This is a genomic window from Agaricicola taiwanensis (assembly GCF_014635245.1).
GTDB classification, from domain to species: Bacteria; Pseudomonadota; Alphaproteobacteria; order Rhizobiales; family Methylopilaceae; genus Agaricicola; species Agaricicola taiwanensis.
Genome location: NZ_BMCP01000002.1, coordinates 327,878 through 352,454 on the forward strand (window position 1 = coordinate 327,878; position 24,577 = coordinate 352,454).

The window sequence follows — 24,577 nt, forward strand, 5'->3', positions numbered from 1 at the left end:
AAGGCGAGATGGATAGCGTCAACGGTAATCGCGCAGTGAATGTACCGGCTGTGTCCTTCCAGCATGTGAGCCGTCGGTTCGGCTCCGTCACGGCAGTCGATGACGTGACGATCGATGTCGCCCCTGGAGAGTTTCTGTCGCTTGTTGGGCCCTCCGGGTCGGGAAAGACGACCCTCCTCATGATGCTCGCCGGATTCGAGCAGCCCAGCGCAGGACGCCTTGCCGTGAGCGGGCGCGATGTCACCGATCTTGCGCCGAACCACCGCAATATTGGCATGGTCTTTCAGAAATACGCGCTGTTTCCCCACCGCACCGTCGCGGACAACATCGCGTTTCCCCTGCGCATGCGAGGCATTGGCCGGAGCGAGCGGGAGCAACGGGTCGCCGAGGTGCTCGCCATGGTCAAGCTCGATGGCTATGGCCAGCGCATGCCCGCCCAGCTGTCCGGGGGACAGCAGCAGCGCGTCGCTCTGGCGCGAGCCATCGTGTTCGAACCGCCGGTTATCCTCATGGATGAACCGCTGGGTGCGCTCGACAAGAAGCTGCGCCAGCATATGCAGATCGAAATAAAGGAACTGCAGGCGCGTCTGAAGGCGACAGTGATCTATGTGACGCACGATCAGGAAGAAGCGCTGACGATGTCCGATCGTGTGGCGATCCTCGATCATGGCAAGCTGGTGCAGAGTGGCGGCCCCCGCGAGCTCTATGAAGCACCTGCGACAGCATTCGTGGCGGATTTTCTCGGCGACATGAATTTCCTGCCTGCCGAAATCACCGGCATGGACGAACGGGGCATCGAGGTCACAGTCGGGGGCCGCAGGGTTCCGGTTGCAACGTCAGGCTGCTGGAAAGACAAGGGTGCCGTCAGGCTGGCCGTCCGCCCGGAACATGTCACCGTTTTACCCGGACCCGCCGGCCAGGGGCTGTCGGGCATGGTCGACCGGCTGGTGTTCCAGGGATCGAACCTGACGATCTTGGTTTCCGTGGACCGCGTGGGCCAGCTTCGCGCCCAGGTCGAAGCGCAGTCGCCGCTGGCCTCCCTGGCAACTGGCGATCCCGTTGCCATCACCTGGGCACCAGAACGCGCGCATCTGTTTCCGCGGGCCGGGTCATGAGCGCGCTTACCTCCGCCGATATCGGGCAGGACAGGTCCGCCAGGCCGGGAACGGCCGATGCTTCGGAAGGCCGTGGTCGTTTCGGCAGGGTAGCGTCGCTGTTGCTCATCGCTCCCCTGGGCCTGCTGCTCGCGGCGGTGTTTTTTCTGCCGATCGTCAATTTTCTATCGCGCAGCTTCATTGAGCCACAACTGACGCTTTCACATTACGCCGAGCTCTTCGGCGAGCCGCTCTATCTGCGCATCCTCCTGCGGACCATGTGGATTGCTTTGGCTACCACCGCACTGACACTCGTTCTGGGCTATCCCGTCGCCCTGCTGATGACCCGCATCAACGGCGTTGCGGCAGCCGTGGTGAGCCTGTGTGTCATCATTCCGCTTTGGACCTCGGTCCTTGTGCGTTCCTACGCCTGGATCGTGCTGTTGCAGCGCAACGGGCTCGTCAATCAGTCGCTCCAGCACCTGGGGATCATTGATCAGCCGCTGACGCTGCTCCATACCGACGGCGCGGTGCTCGTCGCCATGACACAGGTACTCCTGCCGTTCATGGTGCTGCCCGTCTATGCAACCCTCCGTAACATCCCGCCCGAGCTGACTCGGGCGGCGCGCAATCTGGGCGCCGGACGGCTGCGCGCCTTCCTCGCCGTGACCTTGCCACTCAGTTTGCCGGGAGCCGCCGCGGGAGCCGTGATGATCTTCGTCCTGGCGCTCGGTTTCTACATCACGCCGGCCCTGGTCGGCGGGCCGCGTACATTGATGATCGCCACCCTGATCTCGCAACAGGCAACCGAGCTGTCCAACTGGCCTCTCGCTGCGGCGCTGTCCTTTGTCCTGCTCGTGCTGTCGCTGGGCGTGACCATGGCTTTCAAGCGCCTGCTCGGCGTCGATCGGATGGTGCATCATGGCTAGCAGCGTAATGCGGTGGCTCGAGCGTTCAACCACAGCCGTCGCGGTGGGGCTTATCCTTGCCTTCCTTATCGTGCCGACCCTGCTCGTCATTCCCATGTCGGTGAGCCCGACGTCCTATCTGCGCTTTCCGCCGACGGGCATCTCGTTTCACTGGTACAGCGCCTACTTCAGCGATCAGGAGTGGATCGCGGCCACATTGTTCTCGTTGAAAATCGCAGGTTTGACCACGGTCGCGTCAACGATCGTCGGCGTCATGGCGGCCGTGGCGCTCGTGCGGGGCAGGGTTCCCGGACGCGAAACCATACAGGCCCTGATCCTCGCGCCGCTGATCGTTCCGCATATTGTCGTGGCCATCGCGCTTTATCTGCAGTTCGCGCCATTGCGCCTCGTCGGGACCACAACGGGTTTCGTGCTCGCCCATACCGTCCTGGCCGTTCCCTACGTTGTTCTGATCGTCTCAGCGGCACTCACACGCCTGGATCAGTCACTGGAGATGGCGGCCCTCAATCTCGGGGCGTCCCCGCTGCGGGCATTTCTTGAAATAACCGTGCCCTTGACGGCGCCTGCCATCGCCGCCGGGGCGGTCTTCGCCTTTCTTGCCTCGTTCGATGAAACCGTCGTGTCGTTCTTCTTGTCGGGTGTCGAGAACAAGACGCTGACGCGCAAGCTGTTCGAGGACATCGACTTCAATCTGTCACCGATCATCGCAGCCATTTCCACGATCATCGTCGTGATGACGATCGCGATCATGGGCCTTGGCCAACTCGCCCGAAGGGCCACCATCCGGAAAACCGGAACTAACTAGGAGGAGAAGCGCTATGGACTTCGCTGTTGCCAAGGGCCGCCGTCGAATGTTGCGCCTCACGACGCTGGCGATCGCCGCGCTCGCAGGCTTTGGCTCTGAGCCTGCTCTTTCCCAGGAGGGGACTGAACTGGTGATCGTGACCTCGGGCGGGACCTTCGAGAAGGCCTTGCAGAAGAATTTCTACGAGGCCTTCACGGCTGAAACAGGCATCAAGGTTCATCCGGTGTCGGCGAGCTATGCCGAGCAGTGGGCCAAGGCACGCGCGATGGCTGAATCGGGGCGAACCGAATGGGATATCGTGACCGTCGGCATCGGTGAGGACGCCGCCAACCGGGACCTGCTTGAAAAGCTCGATTGCGCCGGCATGCCCAACGTAAAGACCCAGGCGATCGACGGCGCCTGCCGGGAGTACACGCTCCTTCGCACGATCGGCGGAACGGTCCTTGCCTATAACACCGACACCTTCAAGGAGAAGGCACCGGCAAGCTGGGCCGACTTCTGGGACGTTGCCGCATTTCCGGGCCCCCGCGCCATGCCCAACTACGGCGCGCCCTATGTGTCGCTCGCGGTTGCCTTGCTGGCCGACGGCGCACCCTTGAGCGAGGTTCGAGACCGTGCGCTCGATGTGCCCCGTGCCTTCGCCAAGCTCGACAAAGTCAAACCGGATGTCTCGATCTGGTGGAAGACCGGAGACCAGAGCCAGCAGGCCTTCCGCAACGGCGAGGTCGTCATGTCGATGATGTGGTCCGGCCGGGCCATGCAGCTGCAGCAGGCGGGACAACCCATCGAGGTCGTCTGGAACAATGCATCCGCGGAACTCAGCTCCTGGGGCATCCTCAAAAATGCCCCCCACAAAGAAGCGGCGAAAGCATTTCTGAATTTCTTCATGAGCCGCCCGGAGGCCCATCTCGCCTTCTCCTCCCAGGTCTTCTGGGACACGGCCAATCGTGCGGCTCTCGACAAGACCTACGGCTCGTCCGAGACCTTCATGAAGCGGTTCGAGAACATGATCACCTACGATTCTGCCTGGCTTGCGGAAAACCGCAGCGAGATCGTCACCCGCTGGAACGACTGGATCAGCCGCTAATCTAGGGAGAGCCGTGATGTTGAACCTGGCCTCGGCAACCGGTGTTGCCCGAGAAGGATCAAGTGCGATCCTCGGCGACTGGATTGCCGGATTCAATCTGGCCGATGTCCCTGACGACGTCGTGGAGCAGGCCAAATCCTGCATCGTCGACAGTGTCGGTTGTGTCGTGGCGGGCACTTCGGCGCGCCCGTCACGCCTCCTGCTCGATACTCTTGAGCGTTACGGCGGGGTGGGGGACGTCGCGATACCTGCCACTGGCAAACGCCTCGGCACGCTCCCGGCCGCCTATTTCATGGCCCAATCGGCGAACGCGCTGGATTTCGACGATTCGTTTCGCAGTGGCGCACCGTGCCATCCCGGCGCAACCATCATTCCGCCAGCGCTGGCGCTGGCCCAGGCGGTGCCATGTGACGGCGCCGAGCTTCTGCGCGCCGTGATCCTCGGCTATGAGATCTCGTTGAGGATCGGCCGCGCCGTACAGCCGACGCCGGAGCGAAAGGCCGAGGTCTATGGCTTCTCGACCTGGCAGATCTTTGGCGCCATGGCTGCGGCGGCGAGCCTGCTGCGTCTTCCCCGCGCCGCGATCATCGACGCGTTCGGCATCGCTGCCGTTCATGCCCCGGTGCCGAGCCTGCGCAAGCTCGGGACGGAAGACCCCAGACCCTATCCCTGGACCAAGAATACTTATGGATCAGCCAGCGAAGGCGGCGTCCTTGCCGCCTTGCTCGCTTCCGACGGCTATGTCGGCAGCCGCACGATCTTCGATGGTGATCGCGGCTTCTGGATCATGTCCGGCAGCGATCGTTTCCGGCCGGAGCTTTTGACCGAAGGGCTCGGCACCACCTGGCTCCTGCGCGAGGTCGGGTTCAAGTTTTACGGCTGCTGCCGGTGGACCCACACCATGCTTGACGCCCTGCGCGACTGTGGGGCCGGTGTTGATCCGGATGCCATAGAGACCATCGAGGTTGCTGGCTTCAAGGAGTTGTTCGGCCTGGGCGGAGAGGCGCCGACGTCGATCGTCGATGCCCAGTTCAACCCTCAGCACCTCGCGGCTCTCGAACTGCTCGGGAGGTCGCCGGAACGCGGCCTCGCCGACGAAGATCTTGTCGATCCCCGGGTGTCCCGGCTGCGCAGCAAGATCACGATGATACACGATCCCAGTGCTGATGAAGCCTACTACGCGTCCGGTGCTCTTCCAGTTCGTGTCACGTTGCGGCTGAGCGACGGCACCACGCGGGCTGCCGCGCGCCAGGACCCTTCCGGAAGCGCCGCGGCCGGGAACTCACCCGAAGCTATCGACGCCAAGTTCCTTCGTCTCACCGGCGGCGTTCTGGGGGGCGATCGCGCGCGCTCTTCCCTGTCGACCCTGCGCAACCTTGAGAACCATTCCATCGCTGAGCTGATCGCTCAGATCGCTTGATGAACCTTGCTGGCACGAGCCACACCAACACGGAGTTCATGACCGCTCATGGCCCAGTCAAACCTGCATGAATCAGCCATCGTCTTTGACGGATTGATCGTATCGAAATGGGGACGGCCGGTTTTCGAGCACATGCGCGAAGGCGGATTGACCGCGGCCAATTGCACGGTCTGCATCTGGGAGGGGACCCGCGACACTCTTCTCAACATCGCGCAATGGAAGCGATGGTTCGATGAGCATGGCGATATCATCATGCCCTGCCGCAGCGTCGCGGACATCCGCAGGGCCAAGGAACTGGGCAAGGTGGGGATCGTGCTCGGCTGGCAGAATTCCTCGGGGATAGAGGATCGCCTCGATCTCCTGCCCATCTTCAAGGACCTGGGTGTCGGCTTTATCCAGCTCACCTACAACACGCAGAACTATGTCGCGAGCGGCTGCTGGGAAAAGCATGATGGCGGGTTGTCCCAGTTCGGCGAGCGCTTCATCTCCGAAATGAACCGTGTCGGCATCGTCGTCGATCTCTCGCACGTCGGCGCCCGCAGCGCCTCCGACGCGATCCGGGTCGCAGCCAAGCCCTGTGCCTATACGCATATCTGTCCGGCCGGTCTCTTCGACCACCCGCGCAACAAGACAGATGCCCAGCTGCGCGAGATGATCGATAGCGGCGGTTTCGTCGGCATTGCCGCCTATGCGCCGTTCATGCGCAACAAGGGTGACTCAGGCTTGGATGATGTCGTGGACCTCTTCGACTATGTCATCAACGTCTGCGGTGAGGAGAACGTCGGTATCGGCACCGATTTCACGGAAGGCCAGGATGAAGCCTTCTTCAACTGGATCCGCCTCGACAAAGGCTATGGACAGCGCATCGTTCCAAGCCATGGGACAGCGCCGACCGTGAAGGGCTTTAATTCTCCCTCCAATTATCCCGCCCTCACAGCCGCCATGGAACGACGCTGGCCGGAGCGCCGCGTCCGCGCGATCCTGGGCGAGAACTGGTTGAACTTCCTGGAACGCGTTTGGTGATCCTGGATCGGAGAAAACCAGATGCCGGGTCCAGCCGTCGATTCCGTCGAACCATCTAAGAACCTGCCAGCCCATGCGGATGTCGTCGTCATTGGCGGAGGCATCATAGGCACCTCAACCGCCCTGGAGCTCGTCGAGCGGGGGCTCTCGGTGGTCCTGTGTGAGAAGGGCATCATTGCCGGAGAGCAATCGAGCCGTAACTGGGGATGGGTGCGCCTGTCCCGGCGAGATCCGCGCGAGATCGAGCTCATGGCAGCTTCAATCCGGATCTGGGAGGGGCTCGCGGAGCGGGTCGGTCACGACGTGGGATATCGCCAGTGCGGCATCCTCGTTCCATTCCATTCCAAAGCCTTTCGCGCGGAGAATGAGGCCTGGCTGGAGCATATTCGGGACACACAGCACCGCGTCGCGGCGATCAGCTCTGACCAGGTACGCCAGCTCGTGCCCGACATGCGGCTCGATTTCGACGGCGCGCTCTATTCACCGACGGATGGACGGGCCGAGCCGCAGAGGGTCGCGCCCGCGATCGCCCGGGCCGCGCAGGCGAGGGGCGCGACAATTCTCACCGGCTGCGCCGTCCGTCGCATCGAAACCAGTGCGGGTGCCGTCTCCGGTGTCATCACCGAACGAGGACGGATCGGAACCAGTGCCGTTGTCGTCGCGGGTGGGGCCTGGTCGCGATTGCTCCTGCGCGACATCGGAGTGACGCTGCCGCAATTGAAGGTCCTCAATTCAGTGCTACGTACGGAACCGGTGCCGGATGGGCCGGAGATCACGGTCCGCGGTCCCCGCTTTTCGGTGCGGCGGCGGGCCGATGGCGGCTATACCGTTTCGACGCTGGCCTCCAATGTCTATGATCTGACACCGGACAGCTTCCGATTTCTTCATCAGTTCATCCCCGCCCTGAAGATGGAATGGTCCGGCCTCAAGCCGCGGATCGGGCGCCGCTTCCTTGAGGAATGGCGGGACTTGCGCCGTCGCGATCCTGGTGAGTTATCCCCCTACGAGCGCACCCGGATTCTCGATCCGGAGCCAAACGTCGCCATGACCGACCAAGCGCTCGCCCGTCTTGCCGAGGCCTTCCCGGCCTTTCGGCAGGCGAAGGTGGCGCAGCGGTGGGCTGGCCTCATCGATGTCACGCCTGATGCGGTGCCAGTGATCTCGACCGTCGACAGCCATCCCGGTTTGGTGGTTGCCACCGGCTTCAGCGGGCACGGCTTCGGGCTTGGCCCGGGAGCGGGCCGAATGGCGGCTGATCTCGTGACCGCTGTTCCGCCGATGGTTGATCCCACGGCCTTCCGGCTGTCACGCTTCTCCGATGGCTCGGAGATTGTACCGATGACCGGCGTTTGACGCGTGGCCGTCGGGGATTAGGTGGCAGGAGTGATTTGAAGAATGTGTTGGTGGGCCCGGAGGGACTCGAACCCCCAACCAGACCGTTATGAGCGGTCGGCTCTAACCATTGAGCTACAGGCCCGCGCTCTGCGAAGAGGGCGCGGGCACGATAATGGCCAGAAGCGTCTGAAGCAACCGCGTAGCTTTAGCGGAATCGCCGCTTACCGCGCGACGTCCTGCACGGCCCGTCCGGTTGATTTGACGTCGGCGCCGACGCCCCGAACGGTGTTGGCGCAGGCCGAGACGGTCATGGCCGCGAGTATGACCGCGATCAGGGCTTTCGAGCGGGTGTGCATTGGCTGTCTCCGTTTGTGAAAGTCATTGATGAACGCGAGCGCGAGCTGACCCGTTCCCATCCAGCATTTGCCCCGCGCCTAAACCAGCAGCGCCGCAATGACGAGTGCGGCCAGCACCGCAATCAGGAGACCGAAGGTCAGCGAGATGGTTTTCTTTTCCCGCGTCTTCAGCTCTCCCGTCGCCTCGCGGCCGCGTTCGTCGGTCGCGCCTGGCTCTGCGTGATCGCCGCCAGCGGTTTCCTGCCGGTGGGCATGCGCGATCGCAGCGGGCGAGGGCGGATGCCCAGCCGCTTCATCATCTGTGCCGAGGGGCGCTGCCGCAGGGTCGCTGTAGGAGATCTTCTCGCCCGTGCGCCCTTGATCGATGTCGTGGCGTAGGCGGTCGGTCGTCGGAGCTGCTCCACGATCGGTGGTTTTTTCAGGCGGCTGCGTCATGCGAGGCTCCATTCTTGTGAGCTGTCGGAGGTTCGTCTTTCACGCTTCGCGTAATTAGCCGCGCGCCGCGCTGGACGGAGAGATAATCCCACGCCCATTTCCAGGCGACACCGATGCGGTAGCGAAGGCCGATCAGGAAATAGACGTGGATCAGGCTCCAGAACAGCCATGCGGGAAAACCGGTGAGCTTGGTGCGCTTCAGTTTCACGATGGCGGATTTGCGGCCGATGGTGGCGAGGTCTCCCTGATGCCGATAGGTGAAGGCAGTTGGGGCCTTGCCGTTCAAACGGCCGATGATCTCGGCGGCAGCGTGTTGCCCCATCTGTTTGGCGGCGGGCGCGATGCCGGGAACGGGCGTGCCATTTGCCTGCTTGATCGATGCGGTGTCACCGATGGCGAAGATCTCCTGATGGCCTGGCACCGTCAGGTCGTCCCGGACCTCGATGCGGCCCGCGCGGTCGGTTGGCGCCTGCAGCCATTTTCCTGCGGGAGAGGCCACGACACCGGCCGCCCATATGGTGCATCCGGTTTCCAGCCGCCTGTCGCCCAGATCGACGCCGCCATCATCGCATCCGGTGACACGCGTGTTCACCATGACCTCCACTCCCATGTCCTCCAGTGAGCGGTGGGCGTAGGCTGACAGATCTTCTGGGAAGGCCGGCAGGATGCGCGGTCCCGCTTCGATCAGAACAACGCGCGCGGTGCGCGGATCCACGTGGCGAAAATCCGCGGGAAGGATCCTGCCCGCGACCTCCGAGATGGCGCCGGCCATCTCGACGCCCGTGGGGCCGCCGCCAACGATGGCGAAGGTCATCAGCCGCTGCTTTTCGGCCTCGTCGGTTGAAAATTCGGCCCGTTCAAAAGCAAGAAGCGTTCGGCGGCGGATGTGTGTCGCGTCTTCGATGCGCTTGAGACCGGGCGCCGCATCCTGCCATTCGTCGTGACCAAAGTAGGAGTGCGTCGCGCCGGTGGCGATGACGAGATAGTCATAGGGAATCTGGCGGCCGCTCGCGCTAACGGTCCTGGCGCTGGTATCTATGCCGGTCACCTCGGCCATGAGAACTGTGGTGTTAGATTGGCCCTTCAGGATGCTCCGTATGGGCCAGGCGATATCCGCCGGCGAAAGCGCCGCGGTTGCCACCTGATAAAGCAGCGGCTGAAAGCAGTGATGGTTTTGCTGGTCGACGAGGGTGACATCGACATCCTTCTCGGCGAGCGCCTTGGCGGTTTCCAGGCCACCAAAGCCCCCGCCAACAATTACTATTCGAGGTCTCAAGGTCATCAAGTGCATCTGGGGGTTGGATCGGCGCGCGTTCTTCCGAATTTACCGCATCAAACGGCGAACGTGTCTGGCTGGTTTTTGTTCCTGTGGCAGGAATTCAGCGCGACAGTTGAGCCCAATATTGTCCTTGCTCGAGGGAAGCCTCGACGGTGCTGGTATTGATTCAGATCAAGTTAGGAATTGTTTTGGCGTCCGGGCGGAACGCCAGAACGCTCCATCGGTTGTCATGGCATCGCCGCCCCGGTTGTGCCGCGCGACTTTACACCCCCGATAAAACAAGGACAGTTCCGATGTTCTACACCGATGGAAAACTGCAATTCCCGGTACGCGTTGAAAAGCCCAATCCAGCCTTCGCCCGCGCTCTGCAACAGGCGATAGGCGGTGTCGAAGGCGAGATCAGGGTTTGCCTGCAATATATGTTTCAGGCTTTCGGAGCGCGCGGCCCCGCGAAATACAGAGACATGCTCCTGAACACAGCGACGGAGGAACTCGGCCATATCGAGATGCTCTCCACCGCGGTGGCGCTGAACCTGGAAAATGCCCCGCTTTCCTTCAAGGAGGATATGGCGGCCGATCCTGTCGGCGGTGCCGTGCTTAACGGCACCGATTTCCGGCATATCCTGTCGACCGGTCTCGCTGCTCTGCCTTCCGACGCCAATGGTGTGCCCTTCGACGCCTCCCATGTTTACGCCTCGGGCAATCTCGCGGCCGACATGTATGCCAACGTCACCGCGGAATCGTCGGGTCGGGTGCTTGCTGTCCGGCTCTACAACATGACCGATGACCCCGGCATGAAGGAGATGCTCTCGTTCCTGATCGCGCGCGATACCATGCACCAGCAGCAGTGGCTTGCCGCGATCGAAGATATGGGAGGCGAGGCTTCGCTGCCCATCCCCAACAGCTTCCCGCAGGAGCAGGAACAGCAGCAGTTCTCCTATGCCTATTTCGGTCATATGACAGACGGCTCCATTCCCGAAGGCCGCTGGACCTCCGGTCCGACCATGGACGGCAAGAGCGAATTTCAAGCCATGCCCTCCAAACCCATGGGCGACAAGCCTACCCTGGCTCCTGCGCGGCCCGACAGCGGCGCCCAGGTCGAGCAGACATCGCGATCCGGCACCGGCGGGATGATGGGGCGCGTCGAGGGTGCCATCGAACGCAACCTCCTGAGCTGAAACGTGAGCAGATCGCGGCGCGGGCCAGTGCCCGCGCCGTCCTAAGCCTTCCGTGCCTGCCCGGGATTATCTATCGTGATCATCCTCTTCGCCGGACCGCGTCCGGACCACAGGGATGATTGGATGAACATTTGCATTCTCGGTGCGGGCGCCATCGGCGGCCATCTTGCGGCTCGTCTTGATCTTGCCGGCGCCTCGGTCTCCGCGCTCGTGCGCGGCGCTGCCTTGGAAGCGATCCGTGAGAAGGGGCTGACCTTCCAGAACCGCGACCTCACCCATGTCGCGCGCATCGCCGCGTCGGACTGCCTGGATGACCTGCCGAAGCCCGATGTGGTCATCGTCGCGGTCAAGGCGCAGTCGCTGGCGTCCACGGCTTCCACACTCGAGCGCCTTGCCGGCAACGGCACGCCGATCGTCTTCGCGCTCAATGGCCTTCCATGGTGGTATCGTCAGCAGCTCCGGCAGCGCTTCGATGTGACCGAAGAGGTGCCGGCCGCCAGCGATGAAGCGGCGCTGTCGGGTCTCGTGCCGCTTGAAAACGTGATTGGTTGCGTCGTCACCTCCGCCAATTCACAGACTGCGCCGGGCGTGATCCACAATGAACTCCCATCAGCCAATCGTTTCGTGTTCGGCGAAGCGACCGGCCGTATGACCGACCGTATTCAGAGGCTGGCCGAACTGGTGACCAAAGGAGGTGCGACGGGGCAGGCGGTCCAAACGCTCGCACCCGACATCTGGGTGAAGCTGCGGGCTAATGTGCTGGCGGCGTCCTTCGCGTGCCTGACCGGGCTCGATATGCAGGCACTGATGTCGTTCAAGGATTTGCACAAGCCGGCCCTGGACCTTCAGGGTGAGGTGAACCGATTGGCTGCGGCCTGCGGCGTCCAGCTGTCGTTGGACGAGAGTACTCTCGATCCCACACGCTACTCCAAGCACAAGCCGTCGATGTTGCAGGACCTTGAGAAGGGGCGGACCATCGAGTTCGATGCCGTGCCGGGCGCAACACAGTCGGTCGCCCGCTGGCTTGATATTCCTGTTCCGACGCTGGATATCGTGGCGGCGCTGCTGAAGGCCCGCGCGATGACGCTCGGCGTTTATCCCTGATCCATTACGTCATTTCGCGGAAGGCGCTCCAGATGAAGGAGATGCCGCTGCCCGCCACCAGCACTTCGATGATCGCGGTATGGACCTTCACATGCAACCGGTCGATGAGCCAACGCGCGCCATAGGCGCCGGGTATCATGCACAGGCCAACCAGAAGTCCTCCAAGGAACAGGCGCACATCGAGCAGGCCGAGAGAATTCAGGAACAACGCCTTCGAAACATTGATCAAAACGCCAACAACCGCGTCGGTGCCGACGAGGCCGCCGCCGCTGAGGCCGATTCCCAGCAGCAGCGGCATCAGCATGATGCCGCCACCTGGCAATGCGCCGGAGACGACGCCGAAACCAGCCGACACGCCCAGGATCGCACGCGGTGTCGGCGTCACCTTCCTGCGCGTCAGGATCCGCCTGAGCGGGATGGACGCAAGAAGGAAGACGCCAATGGCTATGGCCAAGGGATCGCGTGGCAACAGGTCATAGAGGTAGGTGCCGAGGGCGGCCCCCGGAATGGCCGCGATCAGGATCTGTAGGATCGGCTTTCTCTCGATCTTGGAACGGTAGACCCAGGCGCGGGACATATTGCCGAGCGTCATGGCCACCGCCATGACCGGCACCACGCCCTTCACGCCCACGATCGGGACGAGAAAAGGCGTGACGATGAGCCCGGCACCGAAGCCGCTGACGCCGCCGAGCACCGCCCCCAGAAAGGAGATCACGGCCAGAGCCGCGAATTGCCAGAGCTCGAGCGTCGGTCCGGCGCCTGACATCAAGCCGCCGGTCATGCTGAAGGCTTCCCCGACCCAAGACGTGGTGTGGGGGGGTGATCATCTTCACGGAGATGCATCTTGCGCAGTCCTGGACGACGCGTTGGTGGGGTCCCGCACAGCTTGTCCTGTCACCGTCTCTTTTTAAAGCCGGATTCGTGATGCGGCTGCGGGAAATCGCGACTGAACGAATGCCGATCTTCGATGCGTGCATAGAATGAATGTGGAAAGCGCATTGGGCGGCACGACCTGCCGACGCGATAAGAGGTGAGCCTGAGCTCATTCGTGGCGCCCTTCCTGTTGTGACCGACCGTCCAATCGATCCCGCCGCTCCCCACCATCGCACGCTCAATCGCGCGGCGCTGATGCTGGGCTTTCTCACGGTCATCGGACCGCTCGGCATCGATGTGTATCTGCCGGCCTTTTCCGCCATCGCGGCAGATCTGACCGTGCCGCATGCCTCCGTTGAACTGAGTCTCGTAAGCTACCTCGTGGCGCTGTCGCTGGGGCAGGCAGTCTACGGCCCGCTGGCTGACCGCTTCGGGCGTCGGCCGCCGCTGACGGCTGGGCTGTGTCTTTGCCTCGTTGCCTGTCTCGGCGCCGCGCTGGCGCCATCCCTGGAGATGCTGGTTGCCATGCGCTTCCTGCAAGGCATGGGGGCCTGCGCCTGCGTGGTGATCGCCCGCGCGATCGCCCGTGACATCGGGAAAGGGCATGAGGTAGCGCGATTGATTGCCATGATGGCCATGGTGCAAGCCGTATCGCCCATGTTGGCACCGGCCCTCGGCGGGATGCTGCTGCTGCACTTTTCCTGGCGCTGGATTTTCGGTGCGACAGCACTCGTGGTGCTGATGGCGGTTGCGCTGGTGATGCTGCGCCTGCCGGAGACGCTTGGCTCGGCGCGCCGCGCCCACGGCCTTGGACCAGCCTTTGCCCGCTATGGCCGTTTGGCAGCGGACCGGCACTATATGCTCATCATCCTCGCCGGGGGCTTCGCCAGTGGGGGCTTCTTTGCCTATCTCAGCGGATCATCCTTCGTGCTGGTGACACTCTATGGCCTGAGCCCGCAGCAGTATGCGCTGTTCTTCGGCGCCAACGCGCTGTTGATGGTGGCGGCAGCACAGGTGAGCGCCCGACTGGCGCGACGTGTTGCGGCCTCGGTGCTGATGCGCGCGGTGATGCTGGTCTACGCAAGCTGCGCGGCACTGCTGTTCGCCGTGGCGTCGCTCGGCTTTGGCCCAATCGTGGTGGTGACGGCGCTGGTGGCCTGCCTTGCCTGCCAGGGTATGGTTTTCCCCATCGTTGCCATGCGGGCGCTCGCTCCATATGCCCATGCGGCAGGAGCCGCCTCGGCGCTGATGGGAGTGGTGCAATATGCCTGCGGGGCCCTGTCGAGCAGCCTCGTGAGCGCGCTCGCCGACGGCACGGCGATGCCCATGGTGGGCATGATGCTCGCCTGTGCCGTGATCTCCTGCCTATTGGCCTGGGTGGCCGGGTCAGACAAAGCCTGACCCAAGCACCTCATCAAGCGGCTTCGAACAGGATCGGCTGCTCGCCCTTCCACAGCGTCCGCTTGCCGATTTCCGCGAGACGATCGAGGCCCGTGGTCAGGGTCAGAAAATGATTGCCCGCGAGTTGGCCCAACTTGGAGGCGAAATGAACGCCGCCATAGGCAAGGAGGATCTCGGTCTCGCTGATGCCGCCGGGATAGAGGATGATCTGGCCGGGGGCGGGATAGCTGGTGTGATTCTCGTAGTCGACGCCGAATTTATAGTCGCCGAGCGGAATCCAGACGCCTTCGCCGCTCCAGCGCACATGCACGACCTGGCTCTTGAAAGGCAGTCGCTCGATGAAGGCGGCGCAGGTCTTGGGCGCGTGTTCCAGTTCCAGCCTTGCGTCGAACACCTCGTCGGCGATCGTTACTCTAAGATTTTTCATGCCTTTGGACTTTCCTGCCGTTAATCGCTCAGGATGCCGCTCCCAGGCGAAACCGATTCCGTGTCATTCCTGACGCGGCGATCCTAGCGAGCGACAAAGTTCGCGAACAAGAGACTCACTGCTGCGAATTGCACATGCATTCGATGCGGCGAAAGCATTTCGATTGCTGTGCCGTGCCTTCTAGTCTCCTTCCAAAAGCTGGCATCGCCCACAAGGACGCTCAGCCGGCACCGCCTGTTCGGCATAATAAAAACCAGGGGACTTGGCTATGAAGGAACGTGACAGCAGCCTCAATTTACAGTCCGCCCGCACCACGCGGCGCTCGCTCCTGAAGGGGATGGGGCTGCTCGCCGCCGCTGGGACGGGTGTTCTCGCCGCACCGCATGTGGTGCGCGCCCAGGGCAAGACGCTGGCCTTTTGGACGACCCAGCGCGGCCCGACACAGATGAAGGCCTATGAGGAGATCTGGAAGGCGTTCGAGGCAGCCAATCCCGGTTTCACCGTTGCTCCGCAGTATCTGACGGAAGAGGAATATCTGCCGAAGCTGACCGCCGCAATGGCGGCAAATCAGGTGCCGGACCTGATGTCCCATATGCCGCCGGAATTCGCCATGGCGCTGAACGACCGCGATCTGCTTTCGCCCATGGACGAGATCCTGAAAGAGGTGGGCGCCGACGACTTCTTCGAGAATTCGCTGGAGCTTCTGAAGGACGAGAAGAAGGGCTTCTATCCAGCGCTCGCCATCGTCAACTCCACGACCACCGGTCCGCTCTGGTACCGCAAGGATCTCCTGGAGAAGGCGGGCGTCACAGTGCCGACCAACTGGGCCGAATATCTTGCGGTGGCGAAGGCAACCACGAAGGGCGGCATCTTTGGAAACGTCTATCCCTTCGGCAAGACCTCGATGGGTGACAAGCTCTTCCTGCAGACCATCTGGCAGGCAGGCGGGACGGTCTTCAATCCCGACTTGTCCGTCGCCTTCAATTCTCCTCAGGTCGTGCGGGCGCTCGAATTCGTCCAGGCGGCCGTAAAGCTATCTCCGCCAAGTGCGGCCACCTATGCCTATGCGGAGACCATCAATGTCTTCGTCCAGGGCCGGGTTGCTATGGCGCCATATTCCGGCCGCGTGCTCGGTAATATGGTCAGCAACAACGCCAAGCTGGAGAACGATTTCTCTGTCACACCCTTTCCGCATCTGGCGGAAGGCGAGGGCGGCAGGAAGGTTTTCGTCGGCGACTTCCAGTCGCTGGTCATTCCGGCGGCGGCAAAGGATAAGGAAGTGTCCAAGGCCATGGCGCTCTGGCTGTTCCGAAAGGAGAACTACATCAAGTATCTCCACGCCGTTCCCGGGCACAATCTGCCGAACCTCAAATCGATCGCAAACTCCGAGGAATACAAGGCAGATCCGCTCCTGCAGAAATATGCCCAGGAATCGCAGACGCTGATCGATGCCACCTCCATGTCGCGCAGCTTCCTCAAGGAAACGCCCGAGCATCAGCTCAACGTCAGGGCAGGTTCCATCTTCAACTCCCGTGTTCTGGTCGAGACCATTCACGATGTCATCATCGGCGGCGTCAGCCCGGCCGACGCCGCGGCGAAGGGTGCCGACAAGATCGCCTCGATCATGAAGGCTTGATGCTGTTCGGAGATGGCGGGTGCCCGCCATCTCCGCTGCCGGAGGAACCTGATGACACTCGCCTTAGATGCTCCCGCCGCTCGCAAGAGCTGGCGCGTTTCGGACCCGATGCTGGGCTTCCTTCTGGTCTTGCCGTCACTGCTCCTGTTCCTGGGGCTGATCGTCTACCCCTTGTTCCAGGCCTTCGTCCTCAGCTTTCACGATGTCAGTACGCTGACGCTCGAGGGCGAATATGTCGGTCTCAAGAACTATGAGGATGTGCTGGGACGTTCCGAGTTCTGGATATCCTTCGGCAATACGGTGATCTGGACGGTCGGATCCCTGATCGGCCAGATCAGCCTCGGCATCCTGATCGCGCTTCTGCTGAACACGCAGTTCCGCGGTCGTTCCATCGCGCGCGGCGTGATGCTGATGCCCTACATGCTGAGCTCCGTCGTCACCGTCATGATCTGGCAGTGGATGCTGAACGACCTCTACGGCGTGGTCGATGCCACGCTGATGGCATGGGGCGTGACGGATATGCCGGTGCCATGGCTCACGCGGATGCCGAACGCCATGATCACCACCATCATGATCGGCACATGGAAGCTCTTCCCCTTTGTCGTCATCACCATCCTGGCGCGGCTGCAGACCATTCCCGAACAGCTCTATGAAGCGGCCAAGATCGACGGGGCGGGACCTTTCGCCCGTTTCCTGGACATCACGCTGCCGCAGATCAAATCGGTGCTGCTGTTCATCCTCCTGCTGCGTGGGATCTGGGACTTCAAGGAGTTCGACCTCATCTTCCTCATGACCGGCGGTGGCCCACAGATCGGCACGCAGACGCTTCCTCTGTTGATCTACAAGGAAGCCTTCGGACAGCTCCATCTGGGCCGAGGAGCGGCGATCGCCATCCTGATGCTCATCATCATGACCATCATGTTCTTTATCTATCTCTGGTACTACCAGCGCGAAGAAAAGAGGGCGGCCCAATGATGTCGATGGTCGTTCGCCAGTCAGCCCGCGCGTTCCGCGTCGGCCTGGTCTGGCTCGGTATCTTCCTGATCGCGATGCCCATGCTCTGGGCGCTGCTGACCTCGCTCAAGCCGAAGGGCGACACGCTGACCTTCCCGGTCGCCATCTGGCCAGAGAGCTTCACCTTCGAGAGCTATTCAACGCTGCTGTTCGACACCATGTTCGTGCAGCTCTTCCTCAACAGCGTTGTCGTGGCGGTGGGCACGACGCTGCTGGTGCTGATCGTGGGAACGCTCGGGGCCTACGGCCTGACGCGGTTCAAGTTCCGCGGGGCGGAACTCGGAGCGGCGACCATCCTCTTCACCTACTTCCTGCCGTCCACCATCATCGTCGTTCCCATCTATCTGACCATCAATCAGCTGGGGCTGTCCGATACCCTGACGGGGCTGGTGCTGAGCTATACGACCTTCGCGCTGCCTTTCGCGCTGTGGATGCTGCGCCTGTTCTTCCAGACGCTGCCGGTGGAGATCGAACAGGCGGCCCGTGTCGACGGCGCGTCCAGGCTCGGACTGTTCTTCGAGATCGTGCTGCCGCAAGCCCTGCCGGGCATCATCGCCACCAGCCTCTTCACCTTCATCATCGCCTACAACGAGTATCTGTTCTCGTTCATCTTCATCAATTCCGACGCCAAGAAGACACTGCCCGTCGGCATCAACTTCATCGTCAAGACCTCCTATGAAATCGAATGGAACATCGTCATGGCGGCCTCCGTCCTGATGACGCTTCCCGTCCTCATCGTGATCGTCAGTTGCCAGCGCTATCTGCTGAGCGGCTTCGGCGTCGGCAACACCAAGGGGTGACCGTCAACCATGGCCACTGTCCGGCTCTCTACTCTCAAGAAGGTCTTCGGCACCAACGCTCCCGCCGTCGATGTGGATGAACTGAAGATCGAGAATGGCGAATTCCTCACACTGCTGGGGCCTTCGGGCTGCGGAAAATCCACGCTTCTGCGCATGCTGGCAGGGCTGGAAACGCCCACCAGCGGGCGCATCATGTTCGATGAGCGGATCGTCAACGAACTTGATCCCGCCGAGCGCAACATCGCCATGGTGTTCCAGAACTACGCGCTCTATCCGCATATGACTGTCGCGGAGAACGTCGGCTATCCCTTGAAGAAGCGCGGAGTTCCCAAAGACGAACGCACCGCACGGATCGCGGAGATCGCGGCGCTCCTGAAGATCGACATGCTGCTTGATCGCAAGCCGCGCCAGCTTTCCGGTGGCCAGCAGCAGCGCGTCGCCCTGGGGCGGGCGATGATCCGAAACCCGGCCGTCTATCTGTTCGACGAACCGCTTTCAAACCTGGACGCGGCCTTGCGCTCCTATATGCGCAACGAATTGATCCGGCTGCACGCCAAGCTGCGCGGCACCATGGTGTTCGTCACGCATGATCAGGTGGAGGCCATGACGATGTCCACTCGCATCGCCGTCATGGAGGCAGGCTGCATCCAGCAGCTTGCCACGCCCGATGAGATCTATGAGCGGCCGGCGACGAAATTCGTGGCCGGATTCGTCGGCACGCCCGCCATGAATTTCATTGAGGCCGAGGTTGTGCCCGATGGTGCAACGGCCCGGATCAAGGCCGGTGATTTTACGCTTGATGTCACGCAGCCGGATGGCATGACGGCACCTCTGCAGGGGCCGCTTACCTTGGGTATCAGGCCGGAGCACATCCTGCTGGGGCAGGGCACCGACAAGGCCGAGATCACGGTGGTGGAGTCCCTCGGAAACGAGCAGATCATCACCATAGACACCGGACGCCGCGAACTGGTGTTGCGCTCCACGAGCGGCGAGAAGCATCGCATCGGCGAGCATGTCACCTACGCCCTGCGGCCCGACCGCCTTCACTTCTTCGCCGCTGATACGGGCCGTCGCATCGGCCCGAACTGAGGTCGCGACGGCAAACTCCCGAGGATCGCCCAAAATGCCCGAGTTTCTTCTGCATAACCTTCGCCTGCTCGACCCCGAGGCAGGGCGGCTCGTGTCCGGCATGAAGGTGCTGGTGCGCGATGACCGGTTCGTTGGCGTCGGCTCTGATGTGGATGCGCCGCCGGAAGTGCCGCGGCTCGACCTTGGCGGCCGGGTGCTGATGCCAGGGCTGATCGATTGCCATGCCCACATCATGTCCATCAAGACCAAATGGGCCAACAATACCTTGATGCATATGACGCATTCCTTCGCGAATGCGGCGGCGGCGATCAAGCTGCGCAAGATCCTGATGCGCGGCTTCACCACCATCCGCGACGCGGCGGGTGCCGACATGGGCCACCGCGACGCGGTCGCCAGTGGCCTGCTGGTCGGTCCGCGCCTCTTCGTCTGTGGGCGCGGCATCAGCCAGACCGGCGGGCATGGCGACTTCCGCACCCGCGTCGATCACGCCTTTCCCTGCGCCTGTCATCACCTCTCGGCCGGGACCACCGGCGGCATCGCACGACTGGCTGATGGCGTGACGGAAGTGCGCCGCGCGGTGCGTGACGAGATCCGGCTGGGCGCCGATCAGATCAAGGTCTTCGCCTCCGGCGGTGTCGGCTCCGATGCCGATCCCATTCACTTCCTGCAGTATTCGATGGATGAGCTCAGGGCCATCGTGGAGGAAACCGAGAACGGCGCGACCTATGCCATGGCCCATGCCTATACCGCCGAGGCCATTTACCGTGCGGTCGACGCCGGCATCCGCACCATCGAGCATGGCAACTTCCTCGATGCGCATGCCGCCGATCTCATGGCCGAACGCGAGGCCTATCTCGTGCCGACGCTGGTCGCCTATGAGGCGACCATGAAGTTCGGACGTGAGCAGGGCTACCCCGAGCAGAACATGAAGAAGAACGAATATGTCCTCTCCGTCGGCACGCAGTCGCTGGAGGTGGCGAAGGCCGCCGGTGTGAAGACCGCCTTCGGGACAGACCTCATCGGGGAGCTCGACAGTCACCAGAGTGAGGAATTCGAGATCCGCGCCCGGGTTCTCTCCAACGCTGAAGTCATTCGCAGCGCCACCACCATCGCTGCCGAGGTGGTTCGCCGGGTGGGCGAACTCGGCGTCATTGCCGAAGGTGCTTACGCCGATGCCTTGGTGCTCGACGGCAATCCGCTTGAGGATATCGGTCTTCTCGCCAGCGGCGGCGACGACATTCGCGTCATCATGAAGGACGGCAAGCTCTGGAAGAACGAGCTCGGTCTTCAACTGGGCGGGGAGGCGTGATCATGGCTGATGTCTTCTTCCACAACCTGCGCCTGCTCGACCCCGAAGCCGGACAGCTGAAGCCCGGCATGTGCGTTCTCATGCGTGGCAACCGCTTTATCGGTGTGGGTGAGCAGGTCGAGGCACCCTCCGACGCGGTGAAGATCGATCTTGGCGGTCGTGTGATGATGCCGGGCCTGATCGACTGCCACGTGCATGTGACATCGATCAAGACGGTCTGGGCCAACAAGTCCTATATGTTCCTGCTGCCCTCGGCAGTCGCTGCCGCCACATGGAGCCGCATGCAGAAGATGCTCATGCGCGGCTTCACCACCGCGCGCGATGTGGGCGGTGCCGATATGGGACATCGCGAGGCGGTGGAGCAGGGGCTTGTCATCGGCCCGCGCCTCTTCGTCTGCGGACGATCCATCAGCCAGACCGGCGGCCATGGTGACCAGCGGACACGGGTCGATCATCCCGTGCCATCCAACTCCTTCCACTTCACTGGGGGTGTTTCCGGCAACCGCCGCGTGGCGGACGGTGTCGATGAGGTGCGCCGCGCGGTGCGTGATGAAATCCGCCTCGGCGCCGATCACATCAAGCTGCAGGTCGGCGGCGGCGTCGGCTCGCCGGCCGATCCGATCCATTTCGTGCAGTATTCCATGGAAGAGCTGCGCGCTGCCGTGGAAGAAGCGGCCAATGCCCATACCTATGTCGCCTGCCATTCCTATACGGCAAAGGCGGTGGCGCGCGCGGTGAGGGCGGGCATCCGCACCATCGAACATGCCAACTTCCTCGATGCTCCCACCGCCGATCTCATGGTGGAGCATGGCGCCATCATGGTGCCGACGCTCGTCGCCTATGAGGCGACCATGAAATTTGGCGCGCAGCAGGGCTATCCCGCTGAAAACCTGAAGAAGAACGAGCGGGTTCTTGCCGTGGGCACGACCTCGCTTGAGATCGCCAAGGCAGCCGGCGTACCCATGGCTTTCGGCACCGACCTGATCGGCGAACTCGACGGCTATCAGAATGACGAGTTTGAGATCCGGTCGCGCGTTCTGTCCAACGCCGAGATCATCCACAGCGCCACCGTCATGGGCGCGGAAGTGGTGCGGCGTAAGGGCGAGCTCGGTGTGATCGCCGAAGGTGCCTTCGCCGATGCGCTGGTGCTTGACGGCAATCCGCTTGATGACATCAATCTTCTCGCCAGCGGCGGACCCGACTTCAAGGTCATCCTCGCCAATGGGCAGATCGTGAAGGATGAGGAAGGGCTGACCGGACTGCCTGTCGCCGGCTAGCGGGAAATCGATGCGGAAGTAAAAAACCCGCTGGGATCGCCAGCGGGTTTTTTCGTTTCTAGCTATGTCGAGGTTCAGGCGTGTGCCGGAACGGGCGCCTTGCATGCCTGGAGCGCGCGCTCCAGCAGTGCGAGTTCCTCCTTTGGCACGGTCGCCAATGGCGGCCGCACGCTGTCGCTTTCGATCACGCCGAGGATGGTGAGGCAGGCCTTCAGCCGCGCCACGGCGCGCGACGCGGGGGCGTTGCGATAGATGAGGGTTGCCAGTGGCTGGATCTGCTGGTGCAGCGCTTTTGCGCGTGACCAGTCCTGCGCCTGGGCCGAGGCCCAGAGATCGCAGATCAGCCCTGGGATTACAGCCGCCAAGCTGACCTGACTGCCTTCGGTGCCGATAAGATAGTTGACCAAAAGATGCTCGTCACCGGAACCATAGACGGTGATGTCGGGACGCCTGGCCTTGATCTCGTCGCGGACGAGTTCGGTCATGGCGATTTCCCAGCTCCCGTCCTTGACGCCTCGGACGCGCTCCAGACCCACCAGCTCTCGGATCACCTCGAAGGAATAGGCGAACTTCCCTGAATTGACCGGTGCCTGATAAAACATCAGCGGCGTTGTCACCGCATCGTGGATCATGCGGTGATGGGTGAGGATGGAGGAGGGTTCGGCGCCCAGCGCCCAGCTGTTGGGCTGGAACACGAGCAGTGCGTCGGAGCCTGCCTTCTCAAGACGAACCGCCTGCCGCACGGCGTTTTCGCTGCTTTCCGAATAGACGCCGCTGGTGATCATGATGCGTGACGGCACCACCTCGCGGGTGAGGCGGACGACGCGCTCCTTCTCCTCATCGCTGGTGAGGCTGTTTTCGCCGGCGTGGCCATTGACCAGAAGGCCGGTGATGCCCTCGTGGCCCATGATGAATTCCAGCTGCCGACGGTAGCCGTTTTCATCCAGGCTGTAGTCCGAACGGTAGGGAAGGACGACCGCCGCATGGATGCCGGCAGTGAAGGCGGAATGTGCACTGGTGATGGTGTTTGGCAAGACTTGTAACCCGATGAACTGGCCAGAGTGTCGGTCTTCGCACCCGGCAGCGGAAATGCCTTTTGTGCATCTATTCGATGCGGGGAGGCCGGAGCCTCAGCGGTCGTGATCCAGCGCCTTTTCGATCCGGGCGGCCGCCTCGCCGGCGGTCGCAATCGCCGCGTCCATACAGGGAAACTCCAGATAGTCGCCGGCCAGGTGCACCCGCCCGAGATCGCGCGTCAAAGCCGGCTGCAGCGCGGCGCGTCCGGGGAATGAATAGGGCGCGCCCTGCGGCCAGCGCTGCACGATGACCTCGCGGACGATGGCCTTCGATCCGGGGAAAAGGCGATTGAGATCGGCAATGAAGCGCGACGCGATCTCCTCATCACTCTGCTGCATCAATTCCGCGGCGCCCCGCGCTCCACGGAACAGCATCAGGCTGCCGCCGGGCTTGCGCGGGCCGACACGAAGGGTGCTTGCCTGATTGAAGAACACGCCGAAGGAGAGGCCCGGCGTTGCGATGGCGTAGTTGTTGTCCCACGGCATCGGGCCGGTCTCCGCGGTCAGCACCGCCGCCGACAGGAACGCGCCATAGCGAATCTGGCCGAGAGCGCTGGCAGTATCGTCCGGCAGGTCATGCAGAATCCGTTGCGCCACATCGGCCTGCGTAGCCACGATGACATGTCGTGCCGAGACCTGACGCTGCTCACCTTCCTTGACGTAGGTGACCGTGACAGCTTCCTCTCCCGACACCACTGAGGCGGCGGGCGCATTCAAGACCAGGCGCTCGCCCAGCGCGGCGGCGATCGCCTGCGGCAGTCGCGCCGATCCGCCGAAGAGATTGCGGCCGAAGGAATGCTTGCTCCATACCTGGGCAAAGGAGGTCAGCCCATATCCTGCCGCCATCTCTTCAGGATCGGCTGAGGTGCGCTCGGTGATGGTGCGCAGCATCAGCTCGATGTCCGGGTGAAGCGGGCCCACATAGTTCTGCAAGGTGCGATCATTGTCGAAGGACAGTTGCCGCACCCGGCGCTCCGCCGGGCTCTCGCCTCCGACCGGCTTCTGGACATCCAGCAGTCGCAGCACCCCGCCGCGCAGCTTCAGGCCCATCTTGATGAAGGATAGCCGTGCCGTGAGGCTCAGCGGCAGCCGTAGCGGGAAGGTCTCCGAGCGGCCGCCGGCAACGACACGGCCTTTAAAGGCGATGCCCATCCGGTCGCCGGGGATGGGCCGCGCCTCAAGCCCAAGATCGCGCACGAGCGCTCCCGCGGGCGAAGTTTCGTCGCCAAACAGATGGGCGCCGAAATTCAGCCAGTAGTTACCACGGGGTTCCGAGCGCAGCCGCCCGCCGGGACGATCGCTCGCTTCCAGCACCAGGATGTTGCGATGGCGCAGTTTCCAGGCCGCGCTGAGGCCGCCGATGCCGGCGCCGACGATGACGGCATCATAGGCGGGAGAAAAAGGCACGGCTGGCACGTCCACCTCTGGCTAAATTCTAGGCATGGATCAGTTGCAAGGCTGCAGCCTAAACATGCTCGTTTGATCCGCAACCATTGAAAATCTAGGAGAATTTCTCCCGCGTATTGGTCGTCAGCTGGTCGAGATCATCTCCTGCCTCATCTGAAGACATTTTGAGATTAGTCTTTGGTCAGCGGCGGCATTGACAGATGCTTACGCGGTCATGACACTT

At 62.5% G+C, this 24,577-nt stretch carries 23 protein-coding genes and 1 tRNA gene; 16 read left to right on the forward strand and 8 right to left on the reverse strand.

What is annotated here, in order from left to right; genetic code table 11:
* Positions 1–8: 8 nt before the first annotated feature.
* The 7 genes from IEV58_RS09035 to IEV58_RS09065 are packed head-to-tail and all read left to right on the forward strand — an operon-like array spanning position 9 to position 7,711.
* The gene (locus IEV58_RS09035; RefSeq protein ID WP_188409412.1) at positions 9–1,115 is read left to right on the forward strand and encodes an ABC transporter ATP-binding protein; all 1,107 of its coding nucleotides are present in this window, start codon (positions 9–11) and stop codon (positions 1,113–1,115) included.
* Positions 1,112–2,023, forward strand: a complete 912-nt coding sequence (locus IEV58_RS09040) for an ABC transporter permease (protein WP_188409413.1) — start codon at positions 1,112–1,114, stop codon at positions 2,021–2,023. The genes IEV58_RS09035 and IEV58_RS09040 overlap by 4 nt, the downstream gene beginning before the upstream one ends.
* Entirely contained in the window at positions 2,016–2,828 is an 813-nt protein-coding gene (locus tag IEV58_RS09045; protein ID WP_229729310.1) for an ABC transporter permease, read from the forward strand. Before IEV58_RS09040 ends, IEV58_RS09045 begins: the two co-directional genes overlap by 8 nt.
* A 13-nt stretch (positions 2,829–2,841) precedes the next feature.
* Positions 2,842–3,915 (forward strand): ABC transporter substrate-binding protein, encoded by a 1,074-nt coding sequence (locus tag IEV58_RS09050; protein ID WP_188409414.1) that lies wholly within the window; start codon positions 2,842–2,844, stop codon positions 3,913–3,915.
* 16 nt (positions 3,916–3,931) lie between these two features.
* Positions 3,932–5,335, forward strand: a complete 1,404-nt coding sequence (locus IEV58_RS09055) for an MmgE/PrpD family protein (RefSeq protein WP_188409415.1) — start codon at positions 3,932–3,934, stop codon at positions 5,333–5,335.
* 48 nt (positions 5,336–5,383) lie between these two features.
* Positions 5,384–6,358: a dipeptidase gene (locus tag IEV58_RS09060; RefSeq protein ID WP_188409416.1), complete on the forward strand. Its 975-nt coding sequence runs from the start codon at positions 5,384–5,386 to the stop codon at positions 6,356–6,358.
* Between the two features lie 21 nt (positions 6,359–6,379).
* On the forward strand, positions 6,380–7,711 hold the full coding sequence (locus IEV58_RS09065) for an NAD(P)/FAD-dependent oxidoreductase (protein ID WP_188409417.1): 1,332 nt from the start codon (positions 6,380–6,382) through the stop codon (positions 7,709–7,711).
* Positions 7,712–7,759: 48 nt separating this feature from the next.
* Here IEV58_RS09065 and IEV58_RS09070 read toward each other — a convergent pair.
* The 4 genes from IEV58_RS09070 to IEV58_RS09085 all read right to left on the reverse strand — a co-directional run bounded on the left by IEV58_RS09070 (position 7,760) and on the right by IEV58_RS09085 (position 9,766).
* Positions 7,760–7,835: transfer RNA gene (locus IEV58_RS09070), tRNA-Ile, on the reverse strand.
* Positions 7,836–7,914: 79 nt separating this feature from the next.
* Complete coding sequence (locus IEV58_RS09075) at positions 7,915–8,049, reverse strand: EncA/B family entericidin (protein WP_188409418.1); 135 nt, start codon at positions 8,047–8,049, stop codon at positions 7,915–7,917.
* Between the two features lie 78 nt (positions 8,050–8,127).
* Positions 8,128–8,484, reverse strand: coding sequence for a hypothetical protein (locus IEV58_RS09080; protein WP_188409419.1), 357 nt, complete (start codon positions 8,482–8,484; stop codon positions 8,128–8,130).
* Complete coding sequence (locus IEV58_RS09085) at positions 8,468–9,766, reverse strand: NAD(P)/FAD-dependent oxidoreductase (RefSeq protein ID WP_188409420.1); 1,299 nt, start codon at positions 9,764–9,766, stop codon at positions 8,468–8,470. The genes IEV58_RS09080 and IEV58_RS09085 overlap by 17 nt, the downstream gene beginning before the upstream one ends.
* A gap of 290 nt (positions 9,767–10,056) precedes the next feature.
* Between IEV58_RS09085 and IEV58_RS09090 the strand changes: the two genes are divergently transcribed.
* Together IEV58_RS09090 and IEV58_RS09095 are read left to right on the forward strand one after the other, a co-directional pair.
* Entirely contained in the window at positions 10,057–10,941 is an 885-nt protein-coding gene (locus tag IEV58_RS09090; RefSeq protein ID WP_188409421.1) for a manganese catalase family protein, read from the forward strand.
* Between the two features lie 123 nt (positions 10,942–11,064).
* Complete coding sequence (locus IEV58_RS09095) at positions 11,065–12,045, forward strand: ketopantoate reductase family protein (RefSeq protein ID WP_188409422.1); 981 nt, start codon at positions 11,065–11,067, stop codon at positions 12,043–12,045.
* Between the two features lie 4 nt (positions 12,046–12,049).
* Here the strand turns inward: IEV58_RS09095 and IEV58_RS09100 are convergent, their stop codons facing one another.
* Positions 12,050–12,826, reverse strand: a complete 777-nt coding sequence (locus IEV58_RS09100; protein WP_229729311.1) for a sulfite exporter TauE/SafE family protein — start codon at positions 12,824–12,826, stop codon at positions 12,050–12,052.
* Between the two features lie 284 nt (positions 12,827–13,110).
* Here IEV58_RS09100 and IEV58_RS09105 point away from each other — a divergent pair, with 284 nt between their 5' ends.
* Entirely contained in the window at positions 13,111–14,319 is a 1,209-nt protein-coding gene (locus tag IEV58_RS09105) for a multidrug effflux MFS transporter (RefSeq protein WP_188409423.1), read from the forward strand.
* Positions 14,320–14,332: 13 nt separating this feature from the next.
* Here IEV58_RS09105 and IEV58_RS09110 read toward each other — a convergent pair whose 3' ends face one another.
* On the reverse strand, positions 14,333–14,746 hold the full coding sequence (locus IEV58_RS09110; protein WP_188409424.1) for a DUF3830 family protein: 414 nt from the start codon (positions 14,744–14,746) through the stop codon (positions 14,333–14,335).
* Positions 14,747–15,014: 268 nt separating this feature from the next.
* On the opposite strand from IEV58_RS09110, the gene IEV58_RS09115 reads away from it, so the two are divergent.
* From IEV58_RS09115 to IEV58_RS09140, 6 genes are read left to right on the forward strand one after another with little or no spacing between them, the layout of a single operon-like run.
* Positions 15,015–16,382: an ABC transporter substrate-binding protein gene (locus IEV58_RS09115; protein ID WP_188409425.1), complete on the forward strand. Its 1,368-nt coding sequence runs from the start codon at positions 15,015–15,017 to the stop codon at positions 16,380–16,382.
* Positions 16,383–16,433: 51 nt separating this feature from the next.
* Positions 16,434–17,357, forward strand: coding sequence for a carbohydrate ABC transporter permease (locus IEV58_RS09120; RefSeq protein ID WP_188409426.1), 924 nt, complete (start codon positions 16,434–16,436; stop codon positions 17,355–17,357).
* Positions 17,354–18,196, forward strand: coding sequence for a carbohydrate ABC transporter permease (locus tag IEV58_RS09125; protein WP_188409427.1), 843 nt, complete (start codon positions 17,354–17,356; stop codon positions 18,194–18,196). The genes IEV58_RS09120 and IEV58_RS09125 overlap by 4 nt, the downstream gene beginning before the upstream one ends.
* Before the next feature lie 9 nt (positions 18,197–18,205).
* Positions 18,206–19,285 carry an ABC transporter ATP-binding protein gene (locus IEV58_RS09130; protein ID WP_188409428.1) on the forward strand — a complete coding sequence of 360 codons (1,080 nt, stop codon included), beginning with the start codon at positions 18,206–18,208 and terminating at the stop codon, positions 19,283–19,285.
* A 34-nt stretch (positions 19,286–19,319) separates the two neighbouring features.
* The gene (locus tag IEV58_RS09135) at positions 19,320–20,594 is read left to right on the forward strand and encodes a metal-dependent hydrolase family protein (RefSeq protein WP_188409429.1); all 1,275 of its coding nucleotides are present in this window, start codon (positions 19,320–19,322) and stop codon (positions 20,592–20,594) included.
* A 2-nt stretch (positions 20,595–20,596) separates the two neighbouring features.
* Positions 20,597–21,871, forward strand: a complete 1,275-nt coding sequence (locus IEV58_RS09140) for a metal-dependent hydrolase family protein (protein WP_188409430.1) — start codon at positions 20,597–20,599, stop codon at positions 21,869–21,871.
* A 74-nt stretch (positions 21,872–21,945) separates the two neighbouring features.
* Here the strand turns inward: IEV58_RS09140 and IEV58_RS09145 are convergent, their stop codons facing one another.
* Together IEV58_RS09145 and IEV58_RS09150 are read right to left on the reverse strand one after the other, a co-directional pair.
* A complete protein-coding gene (locus IEV58_RS09145) occupies positions 21,946–22,905 on the reverse strand; it encodes a dihydrodipicolinate synthase family protein (protein WP_229729312.1) in 960 nt (319 codons plus the stop codon).
* Positions 22,906–23,001: 96 nt separating this feature from the next.
* The gene (locus IEV58_RS09150) at positions 23,002–24,363 is read right to left on the reverse strand and encodes a protoporphyrinogen/coproporphyrinogen oxidase (protein WP_229729313.1); all 1,362 of its coding nucleotides are present in this window, start codon (positions 24,361–24,363) and stop codon (positions 23,002–23,004) included.
* Between the last annotated feature and the right edge of the window lie 214 nt (positions 24,364–24,577).

What these genes read in the sequence shown, in the direction of transcription:
- IEV58_RS09035 (WP_188409412.1), top strand. Translation starts at nt 9, where the DNA reads ATGGATAGCGTCAACGGTAATCGCGCAGTGAATGTACCGGCTGTGTCC.
- IEV58_RS09040 (WP_188409413.1), top strand. Translation starts at nt 1,112, where the DNA reads ATGAGCGCGCTTACCTCCGCCGATATCGGGCAGGACAGGTCCGCCAGG.
- IEV58_RS09045 (WP_229729310.1), top strand. Translation starts at nt 2,016, where the DNA reads ATGGCTAGCAGCGTAATGCGGTGGCTCGAGCGTTCAACCACAGCCGTC.
- IEV58_RS09050 (WP_188409414.1), top strand. Translation starts at nt 2,842, where the DNA reads ATGGACTTCGCTGTTGCCAAGGGCCGCCGTCGAATGTTGCGCCTCACG.
- IEV58_RS09055 (WP_188409415.1), top strand. Translation starts at nt 3,932, where the DNA reads ATGTTGAACCTGGCCTCGGCAACCGGTGTTGCCCGAGAAGGATCAAGT.
- IEV58_RS09060 (WP_188409416.1), top strand. Translation starts at nt 5,384, where the DNA reads ATGGCCCAGTCAAACCTGCATGAATCAGCCATCGTCTTTGACGGATTG.
- IEV58_RS09065 (WP_188409417.1), top strand. Translation starts at nt 6,380, where the DNA reads ATGCCGGGTCCAGCCGTCGATTCCGTCGAACCATCTAAGAACCTGCCA.
- IEV58_RS09075 (WP_188409418.1), bottom strand. Translation starts at nt 8,049, where the DNA reads ATGCACACCCGCTCGAAAGCCCTGATCGCGGTCATACTCGCGGCCATG.
- IEV58_RS09080 (WP_188409419.1), bottom strand. Translation starts at nt 8,484, where the DNA reads ATGACGCAGCCGCCTGAAAAAACCACCGATCGTGGAGCAGCTCCGACG.
- IEV58_RS09085 (WP_188409420.1), bottom strand. Translation starts at nt 9,766, where the DNA reads ATGACCTTGAGACCTCGAATAGTAATTGTTGGCGGGGGCTTTGGTGGC.
- IEV58_RS09090 (WP_188409421.1), top strand. Translation starts at nt 10,057, where the DNA reads ATGTTCTACACCGATGGAAAACTGCAATTCCCGGTACGCGTTGAAAAG.
- IEV58_RS09095 (WP_188409422.1), top strand. Translation starts at nt 11,065, where the DNA reads ATGAACATTTGCATTCTCGGTGCGGGCGCCATCGGCGGCCATCTTGCG.
- IEV58_RS09100 (WP_229729311.1), bottom strand. Translation starts at nt 12,826, where the DNA reads ATGACCGGCGGCTTGATGTCAGGCGCCGGACCGACGCTCGAGCTCTGG.
- IEV58_RS09110 (WP_188409424.1), bottom strand. Translation starts at nt 14,746, where the DNA reads ATGAAAAATCTTAGAGTAACGATCGCCGACGAGGTGTTCGACGCAAGG.
- IEV58_RS09115 (WP_188409425.1), top strand. Translation starts at nt 15,015, where the DNA reads ATGAAGGAACGTGACAGCAGCCTCAATTTACAGTCCGCCCGCACCACG.
- IEV58_RS09120 (WP_188409426.1), top strand. Translation starts at nt 16,434, where the DNA reads ATGACACTCGCCTTAGATGCTCCCGCCGCTCGCAAGAGCTGGCGCGTT.
- IEV58_RS09125 (WP_188409427.1), top strand. Translation starts at nt 17,354, where the DNA reads ATGATGTCGATGGTCGTTCGCCAGTCAGCCCGCGCGTTCCGCGTCGGC.
- IEV58_RS09130 (WP_188409428.1), top strand. Translation starts at nt 18,206, where the DNA reads ATGGCCACTGTCCGGCTCTCTACTCTCAAGAAGGTCTTCGGCACCAAC.
- IEV58_RS09135 (WP_188409429.1), top strand. Translation starts at nt 19,320, where the DNA reads ATGCCCGAGTTTCTTCTGCATAACCTTCGCCTGCTCGACCCCGAGGCA.
- IEV58_RS09140 (WP_188409430.1), top strand. Translation starts at nt 20,597, where the DNA reads ATGGCTGATGTCTTCTTCCACAACCTGCGCCTGCTCGACCCCGAAGCC.